This window comes from Streptomyces sp. CRN 30 (genome assembly GCF_034105845.1).
In genome coordinates this window covers 1-18,337 of record NZ_JAVRHI010000420.1, presented here as the reverse complement: position 1 = coordinate 18,337, position 18,337 = coordinate 1, and the positions used below count along the sequence as shown (strand labels likewise).

General features: G+C 73.3%; 15 protein-coding genes and 2 pseudogenes. 13 read left to right on the top strand and 4 right to left on the bottom strand.

All coding sequences use genetic code 11. The features are described from left to right. Positions 1-738 (top strand): annotated as a pseudogene (locus UW392_RS46370) (serine/threonine protein kinase); the annotation flags it as partial. A 46-nt stretch (positions 739-784) separates the two neighbouring features. Here UW392_RS46370 and UW392_RS46365 read toward each other — a convergent pair. Then, positions 785-1,591 (bottom strand): SGNH/GDSL hydrolase family protein, encoded by an 807-nt coding sequence (locus tag UW392_RS46365; protein WP_320781373.1) that lies wholly within the window; start codon positions 1,589-1,591, stop codon positions 785-787. 317 nt (positions 1,592-1,908) lie between these two features. On the opposite strand from UW392_RS46365, the gene UW392_RS46360 reads away from it, so the two are divergent. From UW392_RS46360 to UW392_RS46330, 7 genes are all read left to right on the top strand, one after another. After that, positions 1,909-3,117, top strand: a complete 1,209-nt coding sequence (locus UW392_RS46360; RefSeq protein WP_320781372.1) for a S8 family peptidase — start codon at positions 1,909-1,911, stop codon at positions 3,115-3,117. A gap of 158 nt (positions 3,118-3,275) precedes the next feature. Beyond that, a complete protein-coding gene (locus UW392_RS46355) occupies positions 3,276-3,716 on the top strand; it encodes a hypothetical protein (protein WP_320781371.1) in 441 nt (146 codons plus the stop codon). 1 nt (position 3,717) lies between these two features. Next, positions 3,718-4,845 (top strand): GNAT family N-acetyltransferase, encoded by a 1,128-nt coding sequence (locus UW392_RS46350; protein ID WP_320781370.1) that lies wholly within the window; start codon positions 3,718-3,720, stop codon positions 4,843-4,845. A gap of 351 nt (positions 4,846-5,196) precedes the next feature. Next, positions 5,197-6,033: a glycosyltransferase family 2 protein gene (locus UW392_RS46345; RefSeq protein WP_320781369.1), complete on the top strand. Its 837-nt coding sequence runs from the start codon at positions 5,197-5,199 to the stop codon at positions 6,031-6,033. Then, positions 6,030-7,052, top strand: coding sequence for a glycosyltransferase family 2 protein (locus UW392_RS46340; RefSeq protein WP_320781368.1), 1,023 nt, complete (start codon positions 6,030-6,032; stop codon positions 7,050-7,052). Before UW392_RS46345 ends, UW392_RS46340 begins: the two co-directional genes overlap by 4 nt. Beyond that, complete coding sequence (locus UW392_RS46335; RefSeq protein ID WP_320781367.1) at positions 7,049-7,846, top strand: polysaccharide deacetylase family protein; 798 nt, start codon at positions 7,049-7,051, stop codon at positions 7,844-7,846. The genes UW392_RS46340 and UW392_RS46335 overlap by 4 nt, the downstream gene beginning before the upstream one ends. Next, on the top strand, positions 7,839-11,558 hold the full coding sequence (locus UW392_RS46330; protein ID WP_320781366.1) for a lipopolysaccharide biosynthesis protein: 3,720 nt from the start codon (positions 7,839-7,841) through the stop codon (positions 11,556-11,558). Before UW392_RS46335 ends, UW392_RS46330 begins: the two co-directional genes overlap by 8 nt. Before the next feature lie 24 nt (positions 11,559-11,582). Here the strand turns inward: UW392_RS46330 and UW392_RS46325 are convergent, their stop codons facing one another. Further along, positions 11,583-13,004, bottom strand: coding sequence for a GH39 family glycosyl hydrolase (locus UW392_RS46325; protein ID WP_320781365.1), 1,422 nt, complete (start codon positions 13,002-13,004; stop codon positions 11,583-11,585). Positions 13,005-13,262: 258 nt separating this feature from the next. On the opposite strand from UW392_RS46325, the gene UW392_RS46320 reads away from it, so the two are divergent. Continuing rightward, the gene (locus tag UW392_RS46320; protein WP_320781364.1) at positions 13,263-14,357 is read left to right on the top strand and encodes a DUF5925 domain-containing protein; all 1,095 of its coding nucleotides are present in this window, start codon (positions 13,263-13,265) and stop codon (positions 14,355-14,357) included. A 118-nt stretch (positions 14,358-14,475) separates the two neighbouring features. Here UW392_RS46320 and UW392_RS46315 read toward each other — a convergent pair whose 3' ends face one another. After that, a complete protein-coding gene (locus UW392_RS46315) occupies positions 14,476-14,844 on the bottom strand; it encodes a GntR family transcriptional regulator (RefSeq protein WP_320781363.1) in 369 nt (122 codons plus the stop codon). Between the two features lie 71 nt (positions 14,845-14,915). Between UW392_RS46315 and UW392_RS46310 the strand changes: the two genes are divergently transcribed. Together UW392_RS46310 and UW392_RS46305 are read left to right on the top strand one after the other, a co-directional pair. Next, positions 14,916-15,845 carry a GNAT family N-acetyltransferase gene (locus tag UW392_RS46310; RefSeq protein WP_320781362.1) on the top strand — a complete coding sequence of 310 codons (930 nt, stop codon included), beginning with the start codon at positions 14,916-14,918 and terminating at the stop codon, positions 15,843-15,845. Beyond that, a complete protein-coding gene (locus tag UW392_RS46305; protein ID WP_320781361.1) occupies positions 15,826-16,326 on the top strand; it encodes a DUF402 domain-containing protein in 501 nt (166 codons plus the stop codon). The genes UW392_RS46310 and UW392_RS46305 overlap by 20 nt, the downstream gene beginning before the upstream one ends. A 63-nt stretch (positions 16,327-16,389) precedes the next feature. Here UW392_RS46305 and UW392_RS46300 read toward each other — a convergent pair. Further along, positions 16,390-16,657: pseudogene (locus tag UW392_RS46300) on the bottom strand (class I SAM-dependent methyltransferase); the annotation flags it as partial. A gap of 148 nt (positions 16,658-16,805) precedes the next feature. Between UW392_RS46300 and UW392_RS46295 the strand changes: the two are divergent. Beyond that, the gene (locus UW392_RS46295) at positions 16,806-16,949 is read left to right on the top strand and encodes a hypothetical protein (RefSeq protein ID WP_320781360.1); all 144 of its coding nucleotides are present in this window, start codon (positions 16,806-16,808) and stop codon (positions 16,947-16,949) included. Positions 16,950-17,163: 214 nt separating this feature from the next. After that, positions 17,164-18,288, top strand: a complete 1,125-nt coding sequence (locus UW392_RS46290) for a lytic polysaccharide monooxygenase (RefSeq protein WP_320781359.1) — start codon at positions 17,164-17,166, stop codon at positions 18,286-18,288. The last annotated feature ends 49 nt before the right edge of the window (positions 18,289-18,337 follow it).

The window sequence follows — 18,337 nt, the reverse complement described above, 5'->3', positions numbered from 1 at the left end:
ACCACCGCGACCCACGCCCCGGACGGGCCGGGCGGCGCCGGAGGGCGCCGCCGGGCCGCGCTGTTCGTGGTCGCGGGCGTCGTCGTGCTCGCGCTGGCGCTGGCCGGTCTGACGTACGGGCTGGTCAACCGCGGTGACGGGGGCGGGAGGACGGACGGCTCCAGCGGCGGTGTACGACCCACGGACGCCACCGTGGACGGGAACGGGAACGGGAACGGGGAAGGTCAGGAGGAGGACGAGAAGGGACCCACCGGCGGCGAGGACCCCGGCGGCGCCACGGACGGCACCGCCGGGGAGGGCGGTGACGGTGACGGTCCGGCCGGTACGCCCACCGGCGGCCGGACCTCCGCGCCGCCCGCGCAGTCCGTGGAGGTGACGGTCGAGGGTGCGCACACCGAGTACGCGGGGGTCTGTCCGCCGCCGGACGCGGACATGCCCGCCTTCACGGCGACGTTCACGGTGGGGCGGGTGCCCGTGGAGGTCGACTACCGGTGGGTGACGAGGAACGGCGAGGTGTCGGACCCGGGCTGGCGCACCCTCTCGTTCCCCTCGGGCGGTGACCTGGTCCAGCACGAGCGGGTGATCGTGACGACCTATCACACGGACGGGACGTACGAGGACGCGATCGGTGTGGAGGTGCGCGGACCGGTGCGCACCCGGTCCGACGCGGTGCCCTTCTCGGTGACGTGCGAAGGGGAGGCCCCGACGGACGGGACCTCCCCCGGCACCGCCCCGTAGCGCGCGTGGGCGCCCGGCCGACGGTCGGAGCAGGCGGCGGACGGACTCAGGCCGCGTTCCTGAACACCGGCAGGTAACCGCCCGACTGGCCCGCGGCCGTCGGGTGGTACGACTCGCCGATGTTCAGCCAGTTGACGCTGTGCAGCCAGGAGCTGCCGGAGCAGATCTCGTGGCCGGTGAACGACGACGTCACGTCGCCGAACACGAAACCGTGCTGCGCCGCGCGCTTGGCGAGCGCGGTGTTGAGGTGGTCGGAGGCGTTGTTGATGGCGGAGCGCTTGGCCTCGGACATCCCGAGGCAGGTCTGGCCCAGCTTGTAGAAGCGGGGGTAGCCGAGGACGACGACCCGGGCGGCGGGCGCCTTGGACCTGATGGCCGAGTACACGGAGTCGAGCCGGCCGGGCAGGGTCGAGTCGACGAAGGCCTTCGCGGTGTTGATACGGGAGAGGCAGACGCTGTCCGTGGAGGTGACACAGGTCGTCATGACGTCGGCGAAGCCCGCGTCGTTGCCGCCCACGCTGATGGAGACGAGGCCCGTGGTGGAGTTGAGCGGGCCGAGCTGACCGGCCAGGACGTCGTTCGTCCGGGCGCCGGAACAGGCCGTGAAGCTGAAGGACGAGGGGGAGTTGGCGGCGGCCCACAGCTGCGGGAACGCCTTGCTGCTGCGCTTGCAGTCGCCGCTCGCGCTGAGGTAACTGCCCGCGCCGACCCCGGAGGAGTACGAGTCGCCGAGGGCCACGTAGCCGGTGGCCGCGGCGGCCGAGGACGCCTGCGCCGACGCGGCCCCGGTGAGGGCGGCGCCGGCGGCGAGGAAGAGCGAGGCCACGTAAGCCGTGATGCGGGTGCGTCTCATGGAACCTCCTATAGCAGGATCTCTGCCAGGACTTTGGTAGCAGCTACGCGTGTTGACTGGAAGTGTGCATGCCAATAAATTTCCCGGCCGTGTCTCGATTCGTCCCGGGCGTTCACCGGGCGGTCGATTACGCGCTCATGTCAGGGTCGTGACAAGCCCTCAGGCACTCTTGAGCTATACCTGCCAAGTGCCCGACGCTGGGTCCAGCCCCGGAGTGGAACGCAACGCTCCGTGGGCCGTGCGCGCGAAGACACGCGCACCCCCACATGCGCGCACCCCACCCCGGCGCGCGCTGCCCGGAGGAGGACTCCCCCGTCATGGCACAGCTGCGTACCAGCAAGATCCGGATCGCCGCCCTCACCACCGTGACCACGGCCGCCCTGGTGGGCGGCCTCACGGCACTGCCCGCCCAGGCCGCCCCGGCCGAGGGCAAGGTGCTCGCGGCCGATTCCCCCACCGCGATCGAGGGCAGCTACATCGTCACGCTCAAGAAGGGCGAGACGGGTCTCAAGGCCGCGTCCAGCCAGGGCAAGGGCCTGGTCAAGTCCTACGGCGGCGACGTGGAGGAGACGTTCACCGCCGCGCTGAACGGCTACACGGCCGAGCTCTCCGCGGCCGAGGCCCGCAGACTCGCGGCCGACCCGGCGGTGGCCTCCGTCGAGCAGAACCAGACGGTGAAGGTCACGGCCACGCAGTCCAACGCCCCCTGGGGCCTGGACCGCGTCGACCAGCCCTCGCTGCCGCTGTCCGGCACGTACACCTACCCGGACTCCGCGGGCGGCGGCGTCACCGCGTACGTCATCGACACCGGCGTCCGGATCAGCCACTCCGACCTCGGCGGGCGGGCCTCCTACGGCTACGACGCCGTGGACGGCGACACCGTGGCCTCCGACGGCAACGGCCACGGCACCCATGTGGCCACCACCATCGCGGGCTCCACCTACGGCGTCGCCAAGAAGGCGAAGATCGTGGCGGTCCGGGTGCTGAACAACAGCGGCTCCGGCACCACGGCCGGCGTGATCGCGGGCGTCGACTGGGTGACCGCGAACCACAGCGGCCCCTCCGTCGCCAACCTCTCGCTCGGCGGCGGCGCCTCCACCACGCTCGACACGGCGGTCCGCAACTCCATAGCCAGCGGCGTGACCTACGCGGTCGCGGCCGGCAACAGCAACGCCAACGCCTCCTCGTACTCCCCGGCCCGGGTGGGCGAGGCCCTCACGGTGGGCGCCACCACCAGCACGGACGCCCGGGCCAGTTACTCCAACTACGGGGCGTCGCTCGACCTCTTCGCGCCCGGCTCCGCCATCACGGCCGGCTGGCACACCGGCGACAGCGCGACGAACACCATCTCGGGCACCTCGATGGCCGCCCCGCACGTCGCGGGTGCGGCCGCCGTCTACCTCGCGGGCCACACCTCGGCCACCCCGGCCCAGGTCGCCACGGCCCTGGTGAACGGCTCCGTCACGGGCAAGGTCACCGGCCCGGGCACCGGCTCCCCGAACCGTCTGCTGCAGATCGTCCAGTAGTGCCCGGCGCGTGAGCGCCCGGCCCCGACCCGACTGACGTACATACGCGTTCCCCGGAGGCAGCCGGCGCCTCCGGGGAACGCGCCGTCTTGACGTCCGCGCGCCCCCTGGGCGACATTGAAGCCCGGCATCCGGCGCTTCGGGGGGCAAAGTCGCCCATGCAGACCTTACGGATCAAGCTGCCGTCCCGCCCGGGACCTGCACCGGGGGACGACGGCCGTCCACGGCCCGGTCCGGAGAAGGACGTGGCGGCGCTGCTCGCGGGCGCCGCCGTCGCCGTCGCGGCGGCCGGAGCGCTGCTCGCGCTCACCGGCACGGCCTCGCCGCTGCGCGGACCGCTCGTCCTGTTCTTCCTGCTCGCCGCGCCCGGCGCCGCCATCGGAGCGGGCCTGCGCGGGCTGGCGCCGCTCGGCCGGGTGGTGACGTCGCTCGCCGGGGCGGTCGCGGTCGACCTCCTCGTCGCGCAGGCGCTGCTGGCGCTGCACCTGTGGTCCGTCCGCGGCGGGATCGTGGCCGTGACCGCGGTCAGTTCGCTCGTCCTCCTGCTGGTTTCGGTGCGGCGCCTGCGCGGCCGTACGGAGAGAAGACGGACCCCCTGACGTGGACATCACCGTGTACCGCCCCGGTGAGCTGACCGCCGCCGACCGGGCGGCCTGGACCGCATGGCAGTCCAAGGCCCATCTGCACGGCACGCCGGAGCTGGCCAACCCGTTCCTGGCGCCGGAGTTCACCCTCGCGGTGGGTGCCTGCCGGCGCGGTGTGCGGATCGCCGTGGTGCGGGAGGACGGCGAGCCCGCCGCGTTCTTCCCGTTCCAGCGGACCGCCACCGGTGTCGGCCGGGCCGTCGGCCTCGGCCTGTCGGACTGCCAGGGGCTGGTCCACCGGCCGGGCTTCACCTGGGACGCGCGCGAGCTGCTGCGCGCCTGCGGGCTGGCGGTGTGGGAGTTCGACCACCTGGCGGGGGGCCAGGCGGCGTTCGAGGCCCACGCCAGCGGCTCGTTCCCGTCCCCGGTCATGGACCTGGAGGAGGGCTACGAGGCGTACCTGGGGCTGTTGCGGGCGAGATCGGGCGGGAAGTTCGTGCGGTCGACGTTCGCGAAGGAGCGCCGGCTGCAGCGGGCGACCGGCGGCGAGGTGCGCTTCGTCTACGACGAGCGGGACCCGGCGGTGCTGCGCACGCTGATGGAGTGGAAGTCCGCGCAGTACCGCAGGACCGGACGGAGCGACCGTTTCGCGCACCCCTGGATCACCCGGCTCGTGCACCGTCTTTTTCACACCCGCTCCGAGTCGTTCGCGGGTGTGCTGTCCGTGCTGTACGCGGACGGGAAGCCGGCCGCGGCGCATTTCGGGCTGCGCTCGGAGCGGGTGCTGACGTGCTGGTTCCCGGCGTACGACCCGCAGTACGGGAGGTTCTCGCCGGGGCTGCTGCTGCATCTGCACATGGCGGAGGCGGCCGCCGCCGACGGCATCGCCTATCTGGACCTGGGGAGGGGCCAGAAGCAGTACAAGGACTCCTTGAAGACACGGGAGATCAGCGTGTCCGAGGGGTGGGTGACGCGCCGCCACCCGGTGGCGCTGGGCCACCGGGCCCACCGGGCCCCGGTCCGGGCGCTGCGGAACACGGTGGTGACCCGGCCGGAACTGTTCGCACCGGCCGACCGGCTCCTCAAGCGGATCGGACAGATCCGTTCGAGGAGCCAGGTAACGGACACAACAACAAAAACGTGAGACGTCGTTTCAGGTCTTGCCATACAGCCCGAATCATCAATATCGTCTATCGTCGTACATATACCTGCATCGGCGCTCATCGTCATGCGGCTCCAGGGGAGGGCTCAGGGCCGCGATGATCCGGTGCGGGGCGCGGTAGGGGGGTGCCGTGCTCGGTGACCGTACGTATTTGCCGAGTCGTGCCGCGCGACCGTCTGGTCGCGATCAGTCGGCCAGCCATGCCAGCTCACTCGGGCGTGCACGTGAGATCCACTGAGTCATGCCCGCACGTGAGAACCCCCCTTTCGAACCGGACCAAGAACCGGACCGCCCAAGGGGCGGGCGGTCCACCGGACGAGAGGGACCAGACTCATGACCTCAGTTCTGCGCCCGGCGGTCTCCGGTACCACGACGGAGGAACCGCCCGCGGCGGTCAAGACCCAGTACCGTCCCGTCTCCACCCACCTGGCCATCGCGCCGCCGGTGAGCGTGGTGATACCCGCCATGAACGAGGCGGAGAACCTGCCGTACGTCTTCAAGACGCTGCCGTCCTGGATCCACGAGGTGGTCCTCGTGGACGGCAACTCCACCGACGGCACCGTCGAGGTGGCGCGGGAGCTGTGGCCGGACGTGAAGGTCGTCCCGCAGCGCGGCAAGGGCAAGGGGGACGCCCTGATCAGCGGGTTCGAGGCGTGCACCGGTGACATCATCGTGATGGTCGACGCGGACGGCTCGGCCGACGGCCACGAGATCCTCAGCTACGTCTCCGCGCTGGTCTCCGGCGCCGACTTCGCCAAGGGCTCGCGGTTCGCCAACGGCGGCGGCACGGACGACATGACGCCGATCCGCAAGCTGGGCAACCGGGCGCTGTGCGCGGTGGTGAACCGCAAGTTCGGCGCGCGCTACACCGACCTCTGCTACGGCTACAACGCGTTCTGGCGGCACTGCCTGGACAAGATCGACCTCGACTGCACCGGCTTCGAGGTGGAGACCCTGATGAACATCCGGGTCGTCAAGGCGGGCCTGAAGGTGCAGGAGATCCCGAGCCACGAGTACCTGCGCATCCACGGCGCCAGCAACCTGCGGGCCGTGCGCGACGGGCTGCGGGTGCTCAGGGTGATCCTCGCGGAGCGCTCCAACCGGCGGGACCTCCGGCGCCGTCCGCACGGGACGGTGCGCCTCATCAGCACGCGGGGAGAGGTGTCTTGAGCGAGCCGGACGTCTCGGTCGTCATCTGCGTCTACACCGAGGACCGCTGGGAGGACATCCTCGCGGCGGTCGCCTCGGTGCGGGCGCAGGTACGGCCCGCGCGGGAGATCCTGCTGGTCGTCGACCACAACCCGACACTCCTGGACCGGCTGGCCAAGGAGTACGAGGAGGACGGCGGGGACGACGGGACGGGGGAGGTGCGGGTGCTCGCCAACGCGGGCCCCCGCGGCCTGTCCGCCGGCCGCAACACCGGCATCGCCGCCTCCCGCGGCGAGATCGTCGCCTTCCTGGACGACGACGCGGTGGCCGAGCGCGACTGGCTGCGGTACTTCGCCTCAGGGTACGCGGACCCGCGCGTCCTGGCCGTCGGCGGCCGTACGGTGCCCGTCTGGGAATCCGGCCGCCGGCCGCTCTGGTTCCCCGAGGAGTTCGACTGGGTGGTGGGCGCCGCGTACAAGGGCCTGCCGCCCGGCCGCGCCCGGGTCCGCAACGTGCTCGGCGGCAACGCCTCCTTCCGACGCACCGCGTTCGAGGTGGCCGGCGGCTTCGCGACCGGCATCGGACGGGACGGCGGCAAGCGGCCGCTGGGCGGTGAGGAGACGGAGCTGTGCATCCGGATCGGCAGGGCCAGACCGGACGCGGTGCTGCTGTTCGACAACCGGGCGGTGATCCACCACCGGGTGCCCGCGGCCCGGGAGCGGTTCGCGTACTTCCGCACCCGCACCTACGCCGAAGGACTGTCGAAGGCCCTGGTCGCCCGGAGCGTCGGCGCGGGCAAGGGCCTGGAGTCCGAACGCCGGTACACCACCCGCGTGCTGCCCGCCGGGGTGGCGCGCGGACTGCGCGACGCGCTGCTGGCCCGGCCGGGCGGCGCGGGCCGGGCCGGCGCGATCGTCGCCGGCGTACTGATGGCGGCGGGCGGGTACGCCGTGGGGAGCCTGCGGGCGCGCAGGGACGGGATCGCGTGTCCCGCGGTCCCCGTGACGGGCGGGTCCGCCGGCGAGGAGGGCGCGACATGAGCGGACCGGCCGTCCCCGTCCTCATGTACCACGCGGTCGCGGCCGCGCCGAACGAGGCGACCCTGGCGCTGTCCGTCGCCCCCGAGGCGTTCGCCGAGCAGATGGCGCTGCTCGGGGACCGCGGCTTCACCCCCGTCACCACGGCCGAGCTGGCGGAGGGCTGGCGCTCGGGCGGCCCGCTCCCCGGACGGCCGGTCCTGATCACCTTCGACGACGGTTACGAGGGCGTGCACCGTCACTGCCTGCCGGTCCTCGCCGAGCACGGCTTCCGGGCCTCGCTGTTCGTCTCGACGGCCTGGATCGCGGGCGACTTCGACAACGGCGCGGCCCCCGACACGATGCTCGACTGGGAGCAGGTGCGCCGGCTCGCCGACACGGGGGTCGAGATCGGCGGGCACAGCCACACCCACCCGCAGCTGGACCAGCTCGCCGACGAGGCGCTCCGGTCGGAGCTGCTGCGCTGCAGGGAGGTCGTCTCCGGCGAACTGGGCACCGCGCCCGTCTCGTTCGCGTACCCGTACGGCTACTCCAGCCGCCGGGTGCGGCGGGCGGTGCGCGAGACGGGCTTCGCGCAGGCGCTCGCGGTCGGCAACGGCCTGGCGCGGCGCAGCCAGGGCCCGTACGCCCTGCAGCGGGTGACCGTGCGGCGTTCCACCTCGGTCGAGGAGTTCGCCCGGCTCGTCGAGGGCCGGGCGATCGCCCGCAACTTCGCCAGGGACCGGGCCCTCACGAAGGGGTACGCCATGGTCCGCAGAGCACGACAGGTCCGGAAGGCCGTCCGTTCCCGTGTCTGACACGACCACCGCCGCCCGGGCCGGGAGCGACACCGGGACGCAGGCGCCCGAGGAGCGGTCCGGGCGGCGGCTCAGGCTGCCCGGCCTGGGCCGGCGGCCGGGCGGCGGCAGCCAGCTGTTCCGCAACGCCTACGCCCTGATGCTGAACACCGGCATCTCCGCCGTGCTGGGCCTCGGCTTCTGGCTGGCCGCCGCCCGCTACTACACGGAGGCGGCGGTCGGCCAGGGCTCCGCCGCCATCGCCGCGATGAAGTTCCTGGCGGGGCTGGCCGCGCTGACCCTGACCGGTGCCCTGGCCCGGTTCATCCCCGTCGCGGGCCGGAACACGGGACGGCTGATCTTCCGCACCTACGCGGGCAGTTCGGTGGCGGTGGCGCTGGCCGCGGGGGTGTTCCTGCTGACCCTGGGCCTGTGGGGGCCCTCGTACAGCTTCCTGCACGATCCCCTGTACGCGCTGGTGTTCGTGCTCGCGGTGGTCGCCTGGTCGTTGCTCACCCTCCAGGACGGGGTGCTGACCGGCCTGCGCAGCGCGCTGTGGGTGCCGGTGGGCAACACCGTGTTCTCCGCGGTCAAGCTGGTGCTGCTGGTCGTGTTCGCCACCACGATCCCGGTCATGGGCGTGTTCGTGTCCTGGGTCGCGGCGATCGCGGTGTCGGTGCTGCCGCTGGGCTGGCTGGTGTTCCGGCGGCTGGTCCCCCGCCACGTGGCGGCGACGCGGGAGCACGCGCGGCCCCCGTCCGTGCGGGAGATCGGCCGGTTCCTCGCGGGCGACTACACCGGCTCGCTGTTCTCGCTCGCCGTCGTCTACCTCGTCCCGGTGATCGTCGCCGCGCAGGTGAGCTCCGCCGACAACGCGTACTTCTACATCGCCACGACCATCGGCGGCACGGTCAACCTGCTCGCCATCAACATGGGTGCCTCCCTCACCGTGGAGGGCTCCCACGACCCGTCGCGGCTCGCCGCGAACACCCGGGCGGCGCTGCGCCGGATGGCGCGCATCATGCTGCCGGTGTGCGGGGTGCTGTTCTTCGGGGCGCCCTGGATCCTGGCCGTGTTCGGGCAGGGGTACGCGGACGCGGCGACGGGGCTGCTGCGCCTGTTCGCCGTCGGGGCGCTGCTGCGCGTGGTGACGGAGACGTACTTCGCGGTGCTGCGCGCCCAGAGCCGTACCGCGGGACTCGCCTGGCTGCAGGGGCTGCTGTGCGCGCTGGTGCTCGGCCTGACGCTGCTGCTCCTGCCCCGCACGGGCCTGGCCGGCGCGGGCGTCGCGGAGATCACCAGCCTCACGGTGATCGTCCTGATCGCCGCGCCGCGGCTGTACCGGATCGTGCGGACCGCGCCGCCGGACGCGGCGCCCGAGGACGCGCCGCCGGACGGTGACCTCGCCGACATGGGCGCGGTGGCGAAGCGGCCGGGCCCCGCCTGGGCGCGCCGGCTCGACGCGGAGACGCTCTCCCTCGGCATCCACCTCGACATCGACCACCTGGAACGCCGGCCGGACGTGCGTCCCGGCCCGGGCACCCCGCCGACCGGGGCACCCACCTCACCGGACGACCACCGGCCGACCTGGGCGCTGCGGGTGCCGACGGCGCCGGAGCGCGCGGAGCAGCCCGCCCCACCGGAAACTCCGGTCCCACCGGAAGGGCCGGCAGCGCCTCTCCCCCGCGAGCAGGAACAGGGGCGGAAGCGGCCGCGGCCCACGCGGTCGGGCGCGGTGCTCGGCTTTTCGCTGCTCTCCGCGCTGCTGCTGTACTGGGTGCCGGCGCTCGCGCTCGACGACGCCGCCCTGGACCGGATGGGCGGGCTCGGGCTGGTCTCGGTGCTGCCCACGCCGACCCTGGTCGGCGCCGGGCTGCTGGCCGTGGTCTTCGCCTCGCTGCTGTGGACGGCCCGCGAGCACAAGGGGCTGCTGCTCGTCACCCTCCTGGCGACCGTGGTGTCGCTGCACGCGCTGCCCGCGGTGATCGAGGCGGAGCCGCGGTTCCCGACGGCCTGGCAGCACCTGGGGTTCCTCGACTACATCGACCGGACCGGCGAGGCCGTCCCCGACCTGGACGCGCGCTGGAGCTGGCCGGGCTTCTTCGCGGCGGCCGCGTTCGTCGCCGAGGCCTGCGGCATCACGGACTTCACCGAGGTCATCCGCTGGTGGCCGCTGACCATGCAACTGCTGTACCTGGCGCCGATGTTCCTGCTCACCCGCTCGATGCGGGCCAGCTGGCGGGCGAAGTGGACCGGCGTGTGGATCTTCGTCCTCGGCGGCTGGGTCGGCCAGGACTACTTCTCCCCGCAGGGCTTCACCTACCTCCTCTACCTGGTCTTCGTGGCGGTCCTGCTGGTGTGGTTCCGTGCCCCGCGCATGCTGTGGGGCAAGGCCCGCCCGGGCGAGGCGGAGGTCGAGCCGACCGACCGGCGGCAGCGCACGGTGCTCCTCGCCGTGCTGGTCGCGCTGTTCGCGGCGACCGTCCCGGCGCACCAGCTGACCCCGTTCGTGATGCTGGGCGTGCTCGCGGTCCTCGTCCTGACCGGCCGCTCCGAGCTGCGCGGGCTGCCGATCCTGTGCGGGGTGCTGGTCACCGTGTGGATCGGCTTCATGGCCGAGCCCTACTGGTCCGGCCACTTCGACGAGCTGTTCGGCGGCATCGGCGGCGTCGGCTCCAACGTCACCTCGTCCGTCTCGGGCCGGATCGCCGAGGGCAGCTCCACCCACAAGCTGGTGCTGTACACGCGCGTCGCGCTGGCCGGTTCGGTCCTGGCGCTGGCCTGCTGGGGCTGGTGGCGCCGCCGCGACCACGGCTACCGCGAGCGCTCGCTGCTCGTGCTGGCCTTCGTGCCGTTCCTGGGCTTCGGCATGCAGTCGTACGGCGGTGAGATGGCGCTGCGCGTGTTCATGTTCGCGCTGCCCGGCGCGGCCCTGCTCGCCGGCCTCGCCCTGTTCCCGCGCACCGGGATCACCGCGAAGGAACGCGAGAAGGACCAGGTGAGCCTCGCCCCGCTGGCCGCGCTGATGGCGGGGCTCGTGCTGCTGGGCGGCTTCCTGGTGGCCCGCTGGGGCAACGAGCCCTTCGAGCGGACCCGGGCGGGCGAGGTCGCGGCCATGGAGTACGTGTACGCGCACGACGACCCGACGGTGCGGCTGCTGTGGCTGAGCACCGATCCGGTGGACGACGTGACGCCCGCGATGCCGTGGGGCGCGCGGGACATGGAGAAGGTGCAGTACGTGCCCACGCTGGCGCCCGGCGATCCCGTGCTGGTGTCGGGCCTGGTCAAGGAGTTGAGGGACGCCGGCCCGAACTCGTACCTCATGGTCAACCGCGGCCAGGTGGTCTACCTGCAGCTGGACGCGGGCTACTCCCCGACGTGGGAGCCCCGCCTGCTGCGCAACCTCGACGCCCGCGAGGACCTGAGGCGGGTGTTCGCCAACGAGGACGTCACGATGTACGCCCTGCGCGAGGAGCCCGACGGGGAGGTCCCGCGGGCCGATCCCGGGCCGGCCGGGCCCCGGGTGACCTGGACGCCCTGGTCGGTCGTGGGCGGGCTGGCGGCGGCCGCGCTGATCGTGCTGCTGACCGCCCGCGAGGTGGTGCGCGTCGCGCTGCGGCCGAGCGTGCGGCAGCTGCGGTGGATGCAGGGCAGCTTCTGGTTCGCCCTGCCGCTCCTTGCGGTGCTGCTGGCCTCACTGGTGCAGCGGTTCTGGACGATGGGGGGCGCCTGAGGCGCGAGGACGGGGTGCGGTGGCTCAGCGGCGGAGCCACCGCACGTCGTACGCCCCCATCTCGAGGCGCTGCCCGTCGACCTCCACGCGGACCGCCCGGTCGAGGGTGTTGACCACGAGCACCGCCTCGTCGTCGGCGAGGACGCGGACGGCCCGCCGGTCCTCGCCGGTCACGGGGACGGACTCGTACGCGGTCCCCGGCGGGAACTCCGCGCCGAACCGGGAGAGCAGCCCGTACATCGGCAGGGCCCGGCCGCCGCCCGCGGTGTGGGTCGGGGTCCACAGGCAGCCGGCGCATTCGGGGCCGTCCTCGTTCTCCGGGTTCCAGTAGAAGCCGGACGTGGCGCCGCCGCGGGCCATGGCCATCAGGCCGGCGGCGTGGACGGCGACCCGACGGTTCTCGGACCAGCCGTCACGGTCGTCGTTCGCGTCGGCGGGCTCGACGTAGTACTCGGACCACCACAGGGGCGTGTCGTCGCCGATGCGCCCGCGCACCCAGCGGCCGACGGCGGTGAACTTGTCGGTGGCCGCGAACTCGTCGGGGAGCAGCTCGTCGTCCCTGGTGTAGCTTGCGCCGTCGACGACGACGAAGTCCGCGCCCGCCTTGTGCTCGTTCCAGTAGTCGAAGGCGTCCAGGACCCGGCGGTCCAGGGCGCCCCACGGGCCCTTCAGGGAGGTCGACGCGTCGTGGGCACGCGGGTCGAGGCTGTCCATCACCAGGTAGGGGCCACCCACCATGATCTTCTCGTCGACCTTCTTGAGCTCGTCGTAGACCCGGTTGTACAGCTCGGTGTAGCCCTCGTGGTCCCAGCGGTCCTCGGCGTCGTTCCAGAAGCCCTTGAACTCGTTCCAGACGATGAAGTGCCGTACGTCCGGGTAGCGCCTGGCGACGGTCGCGGCGAGCGCGGCGAAGTCGTCGAAGTGCTCGCGGTCGGGGGCCGACTCCAGGGAGGCGAGGCTCCAGTTGGTGTTGTCGGTACCGGACCTGCCGCCCTTCATCCAGTCCGGTGCGCAGCACAGGGTGACGACGGGAACGCCGCCGGAGGAGCGGATGAAGTCGATGCGCCGGTCCAGGTCGTCGAAGTCGTAGCGGCCCTTGACCGGCTCGGGGTTGCCCGCGCCCCAGCCCATGAGGTGCTGGATCTGCGGCACCGGCCGCTCGCCGAGCCGGCCGGTCACGCGCGCCGTGGCCCGGTCGCTGCCCCGGTCGGCGCTGAACTGGGTGTGGGTGAAGCCCCAGCCGACGTCCGGTCCCAGGTCCTCGGGCGGCATCGCCGGAGTGCCGTGCACCTTGTCCCCCTCACGTGAGGTGCCCGCGGTGCTGCCGTCCCTCCCGGGCAGTGTCCAGACCAGTGTCAGCACCAGGGCCAGGACGACCCCCGCCACCCCGAGCAGCGCGGTGAGCCGCCACCGCGGTGCCCCCGAATTCCACCCATGACGTCCCATCAAGGGCAACAGTAACCGGCTGGTCCGGGGCGGGACAGGCCCGGTTCCGCGACGGCCCCGTAACAGCGAGACCCATGGGTACCGGGAGTAACTCACGCCACGGAAGCCTCATCGGCACCGGGAACGCACGGCCGTCCCGGTACCCGGCGCACCGGGACGGATCCGGTGCACCCGGTGTGCGTCCGGTGGGCGGACGACACATCCGGCGCACTGGGGAAAGCGGATGCACGGGCGCGTTCCGTGACGGATCATGGCGGCATGTCAGCGAACCCGCACGAGGCTCTGCCGATCCGGCTCACCGTCGACGACAGCGACTCGCCCTCGGACGTGGTCGACGCGCTGTTCCTCGGCCGTTTCACGACGGGCGAGCAGCCGTACGCGCACGCGGCGAACATCGACCGGGTGCGGTCCGGGGCGTCCCTGCTGCCGCCGGGCGCCCGGGTGCTGCGCTCCACCCGCGACGACGACCGCAGCGCGGTCCTCGCGGAGGGCGACGGCTGGACCCTGCTGGTCTCCCGCTGGAACCGGGGCGCCGACGTCACGGTGACCGCGACCAGCGCCGAGCTGGCCGAGAAGGTGCTCGGCCAGGCCACCGACGGCGCGGCGGACGAACCGGAGCCGCAGCCGGACAACGTGACGATGGGCTTCTGGTACGTGTCGCCGCGGCGCGGCCCGCACCGGACGACGCGCCGGATCTCCGCGGGCACCTGGGACGAGGTCCGCGAGAACTACACGGCCCCGGTCGCGGACGCCCTGGACCGGCTGATGAAGACCACTCCGGAGGACATCGCGGGCCGGCTCCTGCTGCTGCACGGCCCGCCGGGCACCGGCAAGACCTCCGCGCTGCGCACCCTCGCCCGCTCCTGGCGCGAATGGTGCCAGGTGGACTGCGTCCTCGACCCGGAGCGGCTCTTCTCCGACGTGGGCTACCTGATGGACATCGCCATCGGCGAGGAGGACGCGGCGGGCAAGGGCCGCTGGCGGCTGCTGCTCCTGGAGGACTGCGACGAGCTGATCCGCGGCGAGGCCAAGCACACGGCGGGCCAGGCGCTGTCCCGGCTGCTGAACCTGACGGACGGCCTGCTGGGCCAGGGCCGCAACGTCCTGGTGGGCGTCACCACCAACGAGGACCTGGAGCGCCTCCACCCGGCCGTGGTCCGCCCCGGCCGCTGCCTCGCCCGGATCGAGGTCGGCCCGCTCACCCGGCGGGAGGCGGTGGGCTGGCTCGGCACCGAGGAGGGCGTGGGCCGCGACGGGGCGACCCTGGCGGAGCTGTACGCGCTGCGCCGGGGGACACTGCCGGCCTCGCTGCCGGAGCCGCGGGGCCAGGCGGACGCGGGGTTGTACCTGTAAGGGGTGGCGCGGCAGCGCACCCAGGGGCGCGGGGCTGTTTCGACATGCGGCTCCGCCGCGTGGGCGCGACCAGCCACGACGCCCCCTCAGACGGCACACCGGCCGCCCCGCACGGCACTCACTCGCGATAAGCCGCCCGCAGGGCGTCCCGCACCGCGGCGAGCGCCTCCTCCTCACCCAGCCCCAGCCTCCGCACCCGCTCGGCGTACGCGGCCGCGGCCCCCGCGGCCTCCCGTTCCGCGGCGGAGCCCGCCGCCGCGACGAACGTGCCGTTGCGCCCCCGCGTCTCGATCACCCCGTCCGCCTCCAGGGCGCGGTAGGCCTTGGCGACCGTGCCCGCGGCCAGCCCCAGCTGCTCGGCCAGACCGCGTACGGTCGGCAGGCGGTAGCCCACCGGCAGCGTTCCGGCGCGCGCCTGCTCGGAGATCTGGGCGCGTACCTGTTCGTACGGCGCGGGTCCCTCGGTGATGTGGATCTTCAAGCTCACAGGGCGATTGTCCCGTACCCGCCGGAAAATGGGAGGCACCCGCCCGCGCGCTGCACGTAGCGTGCGCCCCCATGACCGTCATCGTGCGTGATCTCCGCCCCGAAGTCCCGGCCGACGCCGAGGGCTTCGCCCGGGTGCGGCGGCTGGCCGTTCCCGCCATGCTCGCCACTCCCGAATCCGTCGTCCACCTCCTCACCCGCGCCCATCCGGACGCCCGCTTCCGGCAGTTGCTCGCCGAGGAGGACGGCGAGGTCATCGGCACGGCACAGCTCTACGTCGCCCATGACAGCCCGGAGCCCGGACAGGGCAACGCCAACGTGTACGTGCACCCGGGGCGTACGCGGCGCGGTGCGGGTGCGCTCCTCGTCCGCGCCGCGGAGGAACACCTGGCCGCACACGGCGTGACCAAGGTCTTCTCCTGGGTGCTGGACGAGCCGGGCAACCGCGCGTTCGCCGAACGGCGCGGCTACCGGGCGAGCCGTTCGGCACACTTCCTGCGCCTGGACCTGGCGAACGCCGCCCTGCCGCCGCTCCCGGAGATCCCGCCGGGCGTCGAGCTGCGCGCGGCCGCCGACTTCGCGGACGATCCGCGCCCGCTGTTCGAGCTGGACGCGGAGACGTCGGCGGACGAACCGGGCGACATCGAGCACGAACTGGCGGACTACGAGGTCTGGCTCGACGAGACCTGGCGGCACCCCCTCCTCGACCGGAAGCTGACCTGCGTCGCGGTGGCCGACGGCCGGCCGGTGGCCTTCAGCCTGGCCCACACGGACGGCGACGGCCGCTACCACTCCGGCATGACCGGCACCGCCCGCTCCCACCGGGGCCGGGGCCTGGCGAAGCTCGCCAAGAGCCACTCGCTGCACCGGGCCCGCGCGGCCGGCTGCACGGAGGCCTTCACGGGCAACGACACGGGCAACGGGCCGATGATCGCGATCAACAAGTGGTTCGGGTACGAGATCTGCGCGACGGAGGTACGGCATGTCCGCGAACTCGGCTGACCGGGTGGGCACCGTGCACGTGGCGCTCGTCAAGGCGGGCCGTACGAAGATCCGCTACCCCGCCGAGCTGCTGCACGACGACGGCACCCGCGTCACGGTCCGTGCCCCGTGGGCGGGCGACGGCGTCCGCGACTTCGGCTTCGTACGGTTCGAGCCGGGCGACGTCTTCACGGAGCACTACTGGCGCGACCGCTGGTACGCGGTGAAGGAGGTCCGCGACGGGCGGGGCGCACTGAAGGGCTGGTACTGCGACATCACCCGCCCGGCCGTGGTCTCCGGCACGGAGCTCGTCGTCGAGGACCTCGACCTGGACCTGTGGCGCTCCGCGGACGGCACCGCCGTGCTGCGGCTGGACGAGGACGAGTTCGAGGCGAGCGGCCTCACCGCCACGGACCCCCGGGCCGCTGCCGCCGCCCGGGCGGCCCTGGACGAACTCGAACAGCGGGCGCGCGGGGGCGCGTTCGAGGCACTGTTCGGTTGAGGCTCCACTGCGCGACCGGCCACGACGGTCCCGCGGATGCGTACCGCTCCCGGCGGAGCACTCGTTCCGCGGCACGCGCGCCGGGCCGGGCCGGGTCCACGGCACATGACGTACGAGGACGACGTCGAAGCGCTCCTCCCCCACCGGGCGGTGCCGCCGCGTCGCCTACGAGGAACACCGCTTCACGGCCCGCCAGTTCGGCGCGGGCCAGGTGCACCACGGCCGGGGACGGGTCCACCCCGGTGACCCGTTGCTCCCGCTCGGCCGCGAGAAGTGACCGGGTGCCCGTGCCGCGGCCCGGGTCGGGCACCTCGCAGGGGTGCGTGGGCAGCCGTGCGCATGCCGCCGGAGTGACGCCCGCCACGGTCAGCCGAATGGTGACAGCCGCCACTGACAGCGCCGGAAGCGGTGGGGAACCCTGCCGGGTCAGGTCTACCCGCGTCAGAACGCGGAACCCGGTAGGCCACGAGGAGGCAGTCATGCGCCGCAGCACCGTGCAGAAGCCCCTGCGGAAGCCGGACACCCGCCGGGTGCGCCGGACGCGCGACGAGGCCGACGACCGCCCCGGCGGCCGGCCGGAGGTGCGCGCGGACATCGCGCGGACGTGGTGGCCGGACGGCTGAGCCGCGTCACCGTCCGTGTACACAGCGGTACCTACCTGAGGACAGCCTGATCACTTCCTTAACGCCGCCATAAGGATCTCCCTCACCCGTCTCGGACAGGCGATTCCGCGGTTCGCCGGGGCTAGCTTCGGATCGTTCCCCCCACGGGAGCCACCCCCCACGCCCCCCGCGTCACCGCGCACACCGCACCTTTCCGTGTTTCGAGGAGATCTCCATGCCCGCACGCCGCAAGGCCGCCACCGTCGCCGCCGTCGGCCTGGCCCCGCTCGCCCTCACCGCGCTGGCCGCCGCGCCCGCGTCCGCGCACGGCTCGATGGGCGACCCGGTCAGCCGTGTCTCGCAGTGCTTCGCGGAGGGCCCCGAGAACCCGCAGTCGGACGCGTGCAGGGCGGCGGTCACGGCCGGCGGCACCCAGGCGCTGTACGACTGGAACGGCGTGCGGATCGGCGACGTGGCCGGCCGCCACCAGGAGCGCATCCCGGACGGGCAGCTGTGCAGCGCGGGCGACCAGGCGTTCAAGGGCCTCGACCTGGCCCGCGCCGACTGGCCGGCGACCAGCGTGAGCAGCGGCTCTTACACGTTCAAGTACCGGGTCACCGCTCCGCACAAGGGCGACTTCAAGGTGTACCTCACCAAGGACGGGTACGACCCCGCGAAGGCCCTCGCCTGGGGCGACCTGGACCTGGCGAACCCGGTGGCGACGGCCACCGACCCGGCCGCGGTGGACGGCTTCTACACGTTCTCCGGCACACTCCCGCAGCGCTCGGGCAAGCACGTCCTGTACGCGGTGTGGCAGCGTTCGGACAGCCCGGAGGCCTTCTACTCCTGCTCCGACGTGACCTACGGCGGCAGCGGCGGCAGCGGCTCGACGGGCGGTGCCGCCGCTCCCGCGCCGTCCGCGTCCGCGCCGAGCGAGACGCAGATCGAGGACGGCAACGAGCACTCGACCATCGAGCACGGCGGTCACGGGGACGACGACCCCGAGACGACGACGGACCCGACCAGGGCCGCGCACGAGGGCGCGCACGGGAGCGGGGCCGACGGCGGCGGGACGGCGAACGGGGAGGACGCCAACGTGACCTCCGACGCGGACTCCGCCGTGGACTCCGGATCCGGGGCGGAGTCCGGGGCGGAATCCGGATCGGACGAGGGCCCGGAGGGCGGCTCCGGCAACGACGTCCAGCCCGCGGGCGCCTCCGAGAACCTGGCCGAGACCGGCGGCGACAGCGTGACGCCGTACGTGGCCGTCGGCGGCGCGGCCGTCCTGGCGCTCGGCTCCTCGCTGCTGTTCGCCACGGCCCGCCGGCGCGCGACGGCCGGCGGCCGGCACAGCCGCTGACGGCACCTCCCGCCCCCGCGCCGGGGCCGTCCGGCGGCTCAGGCCGGAC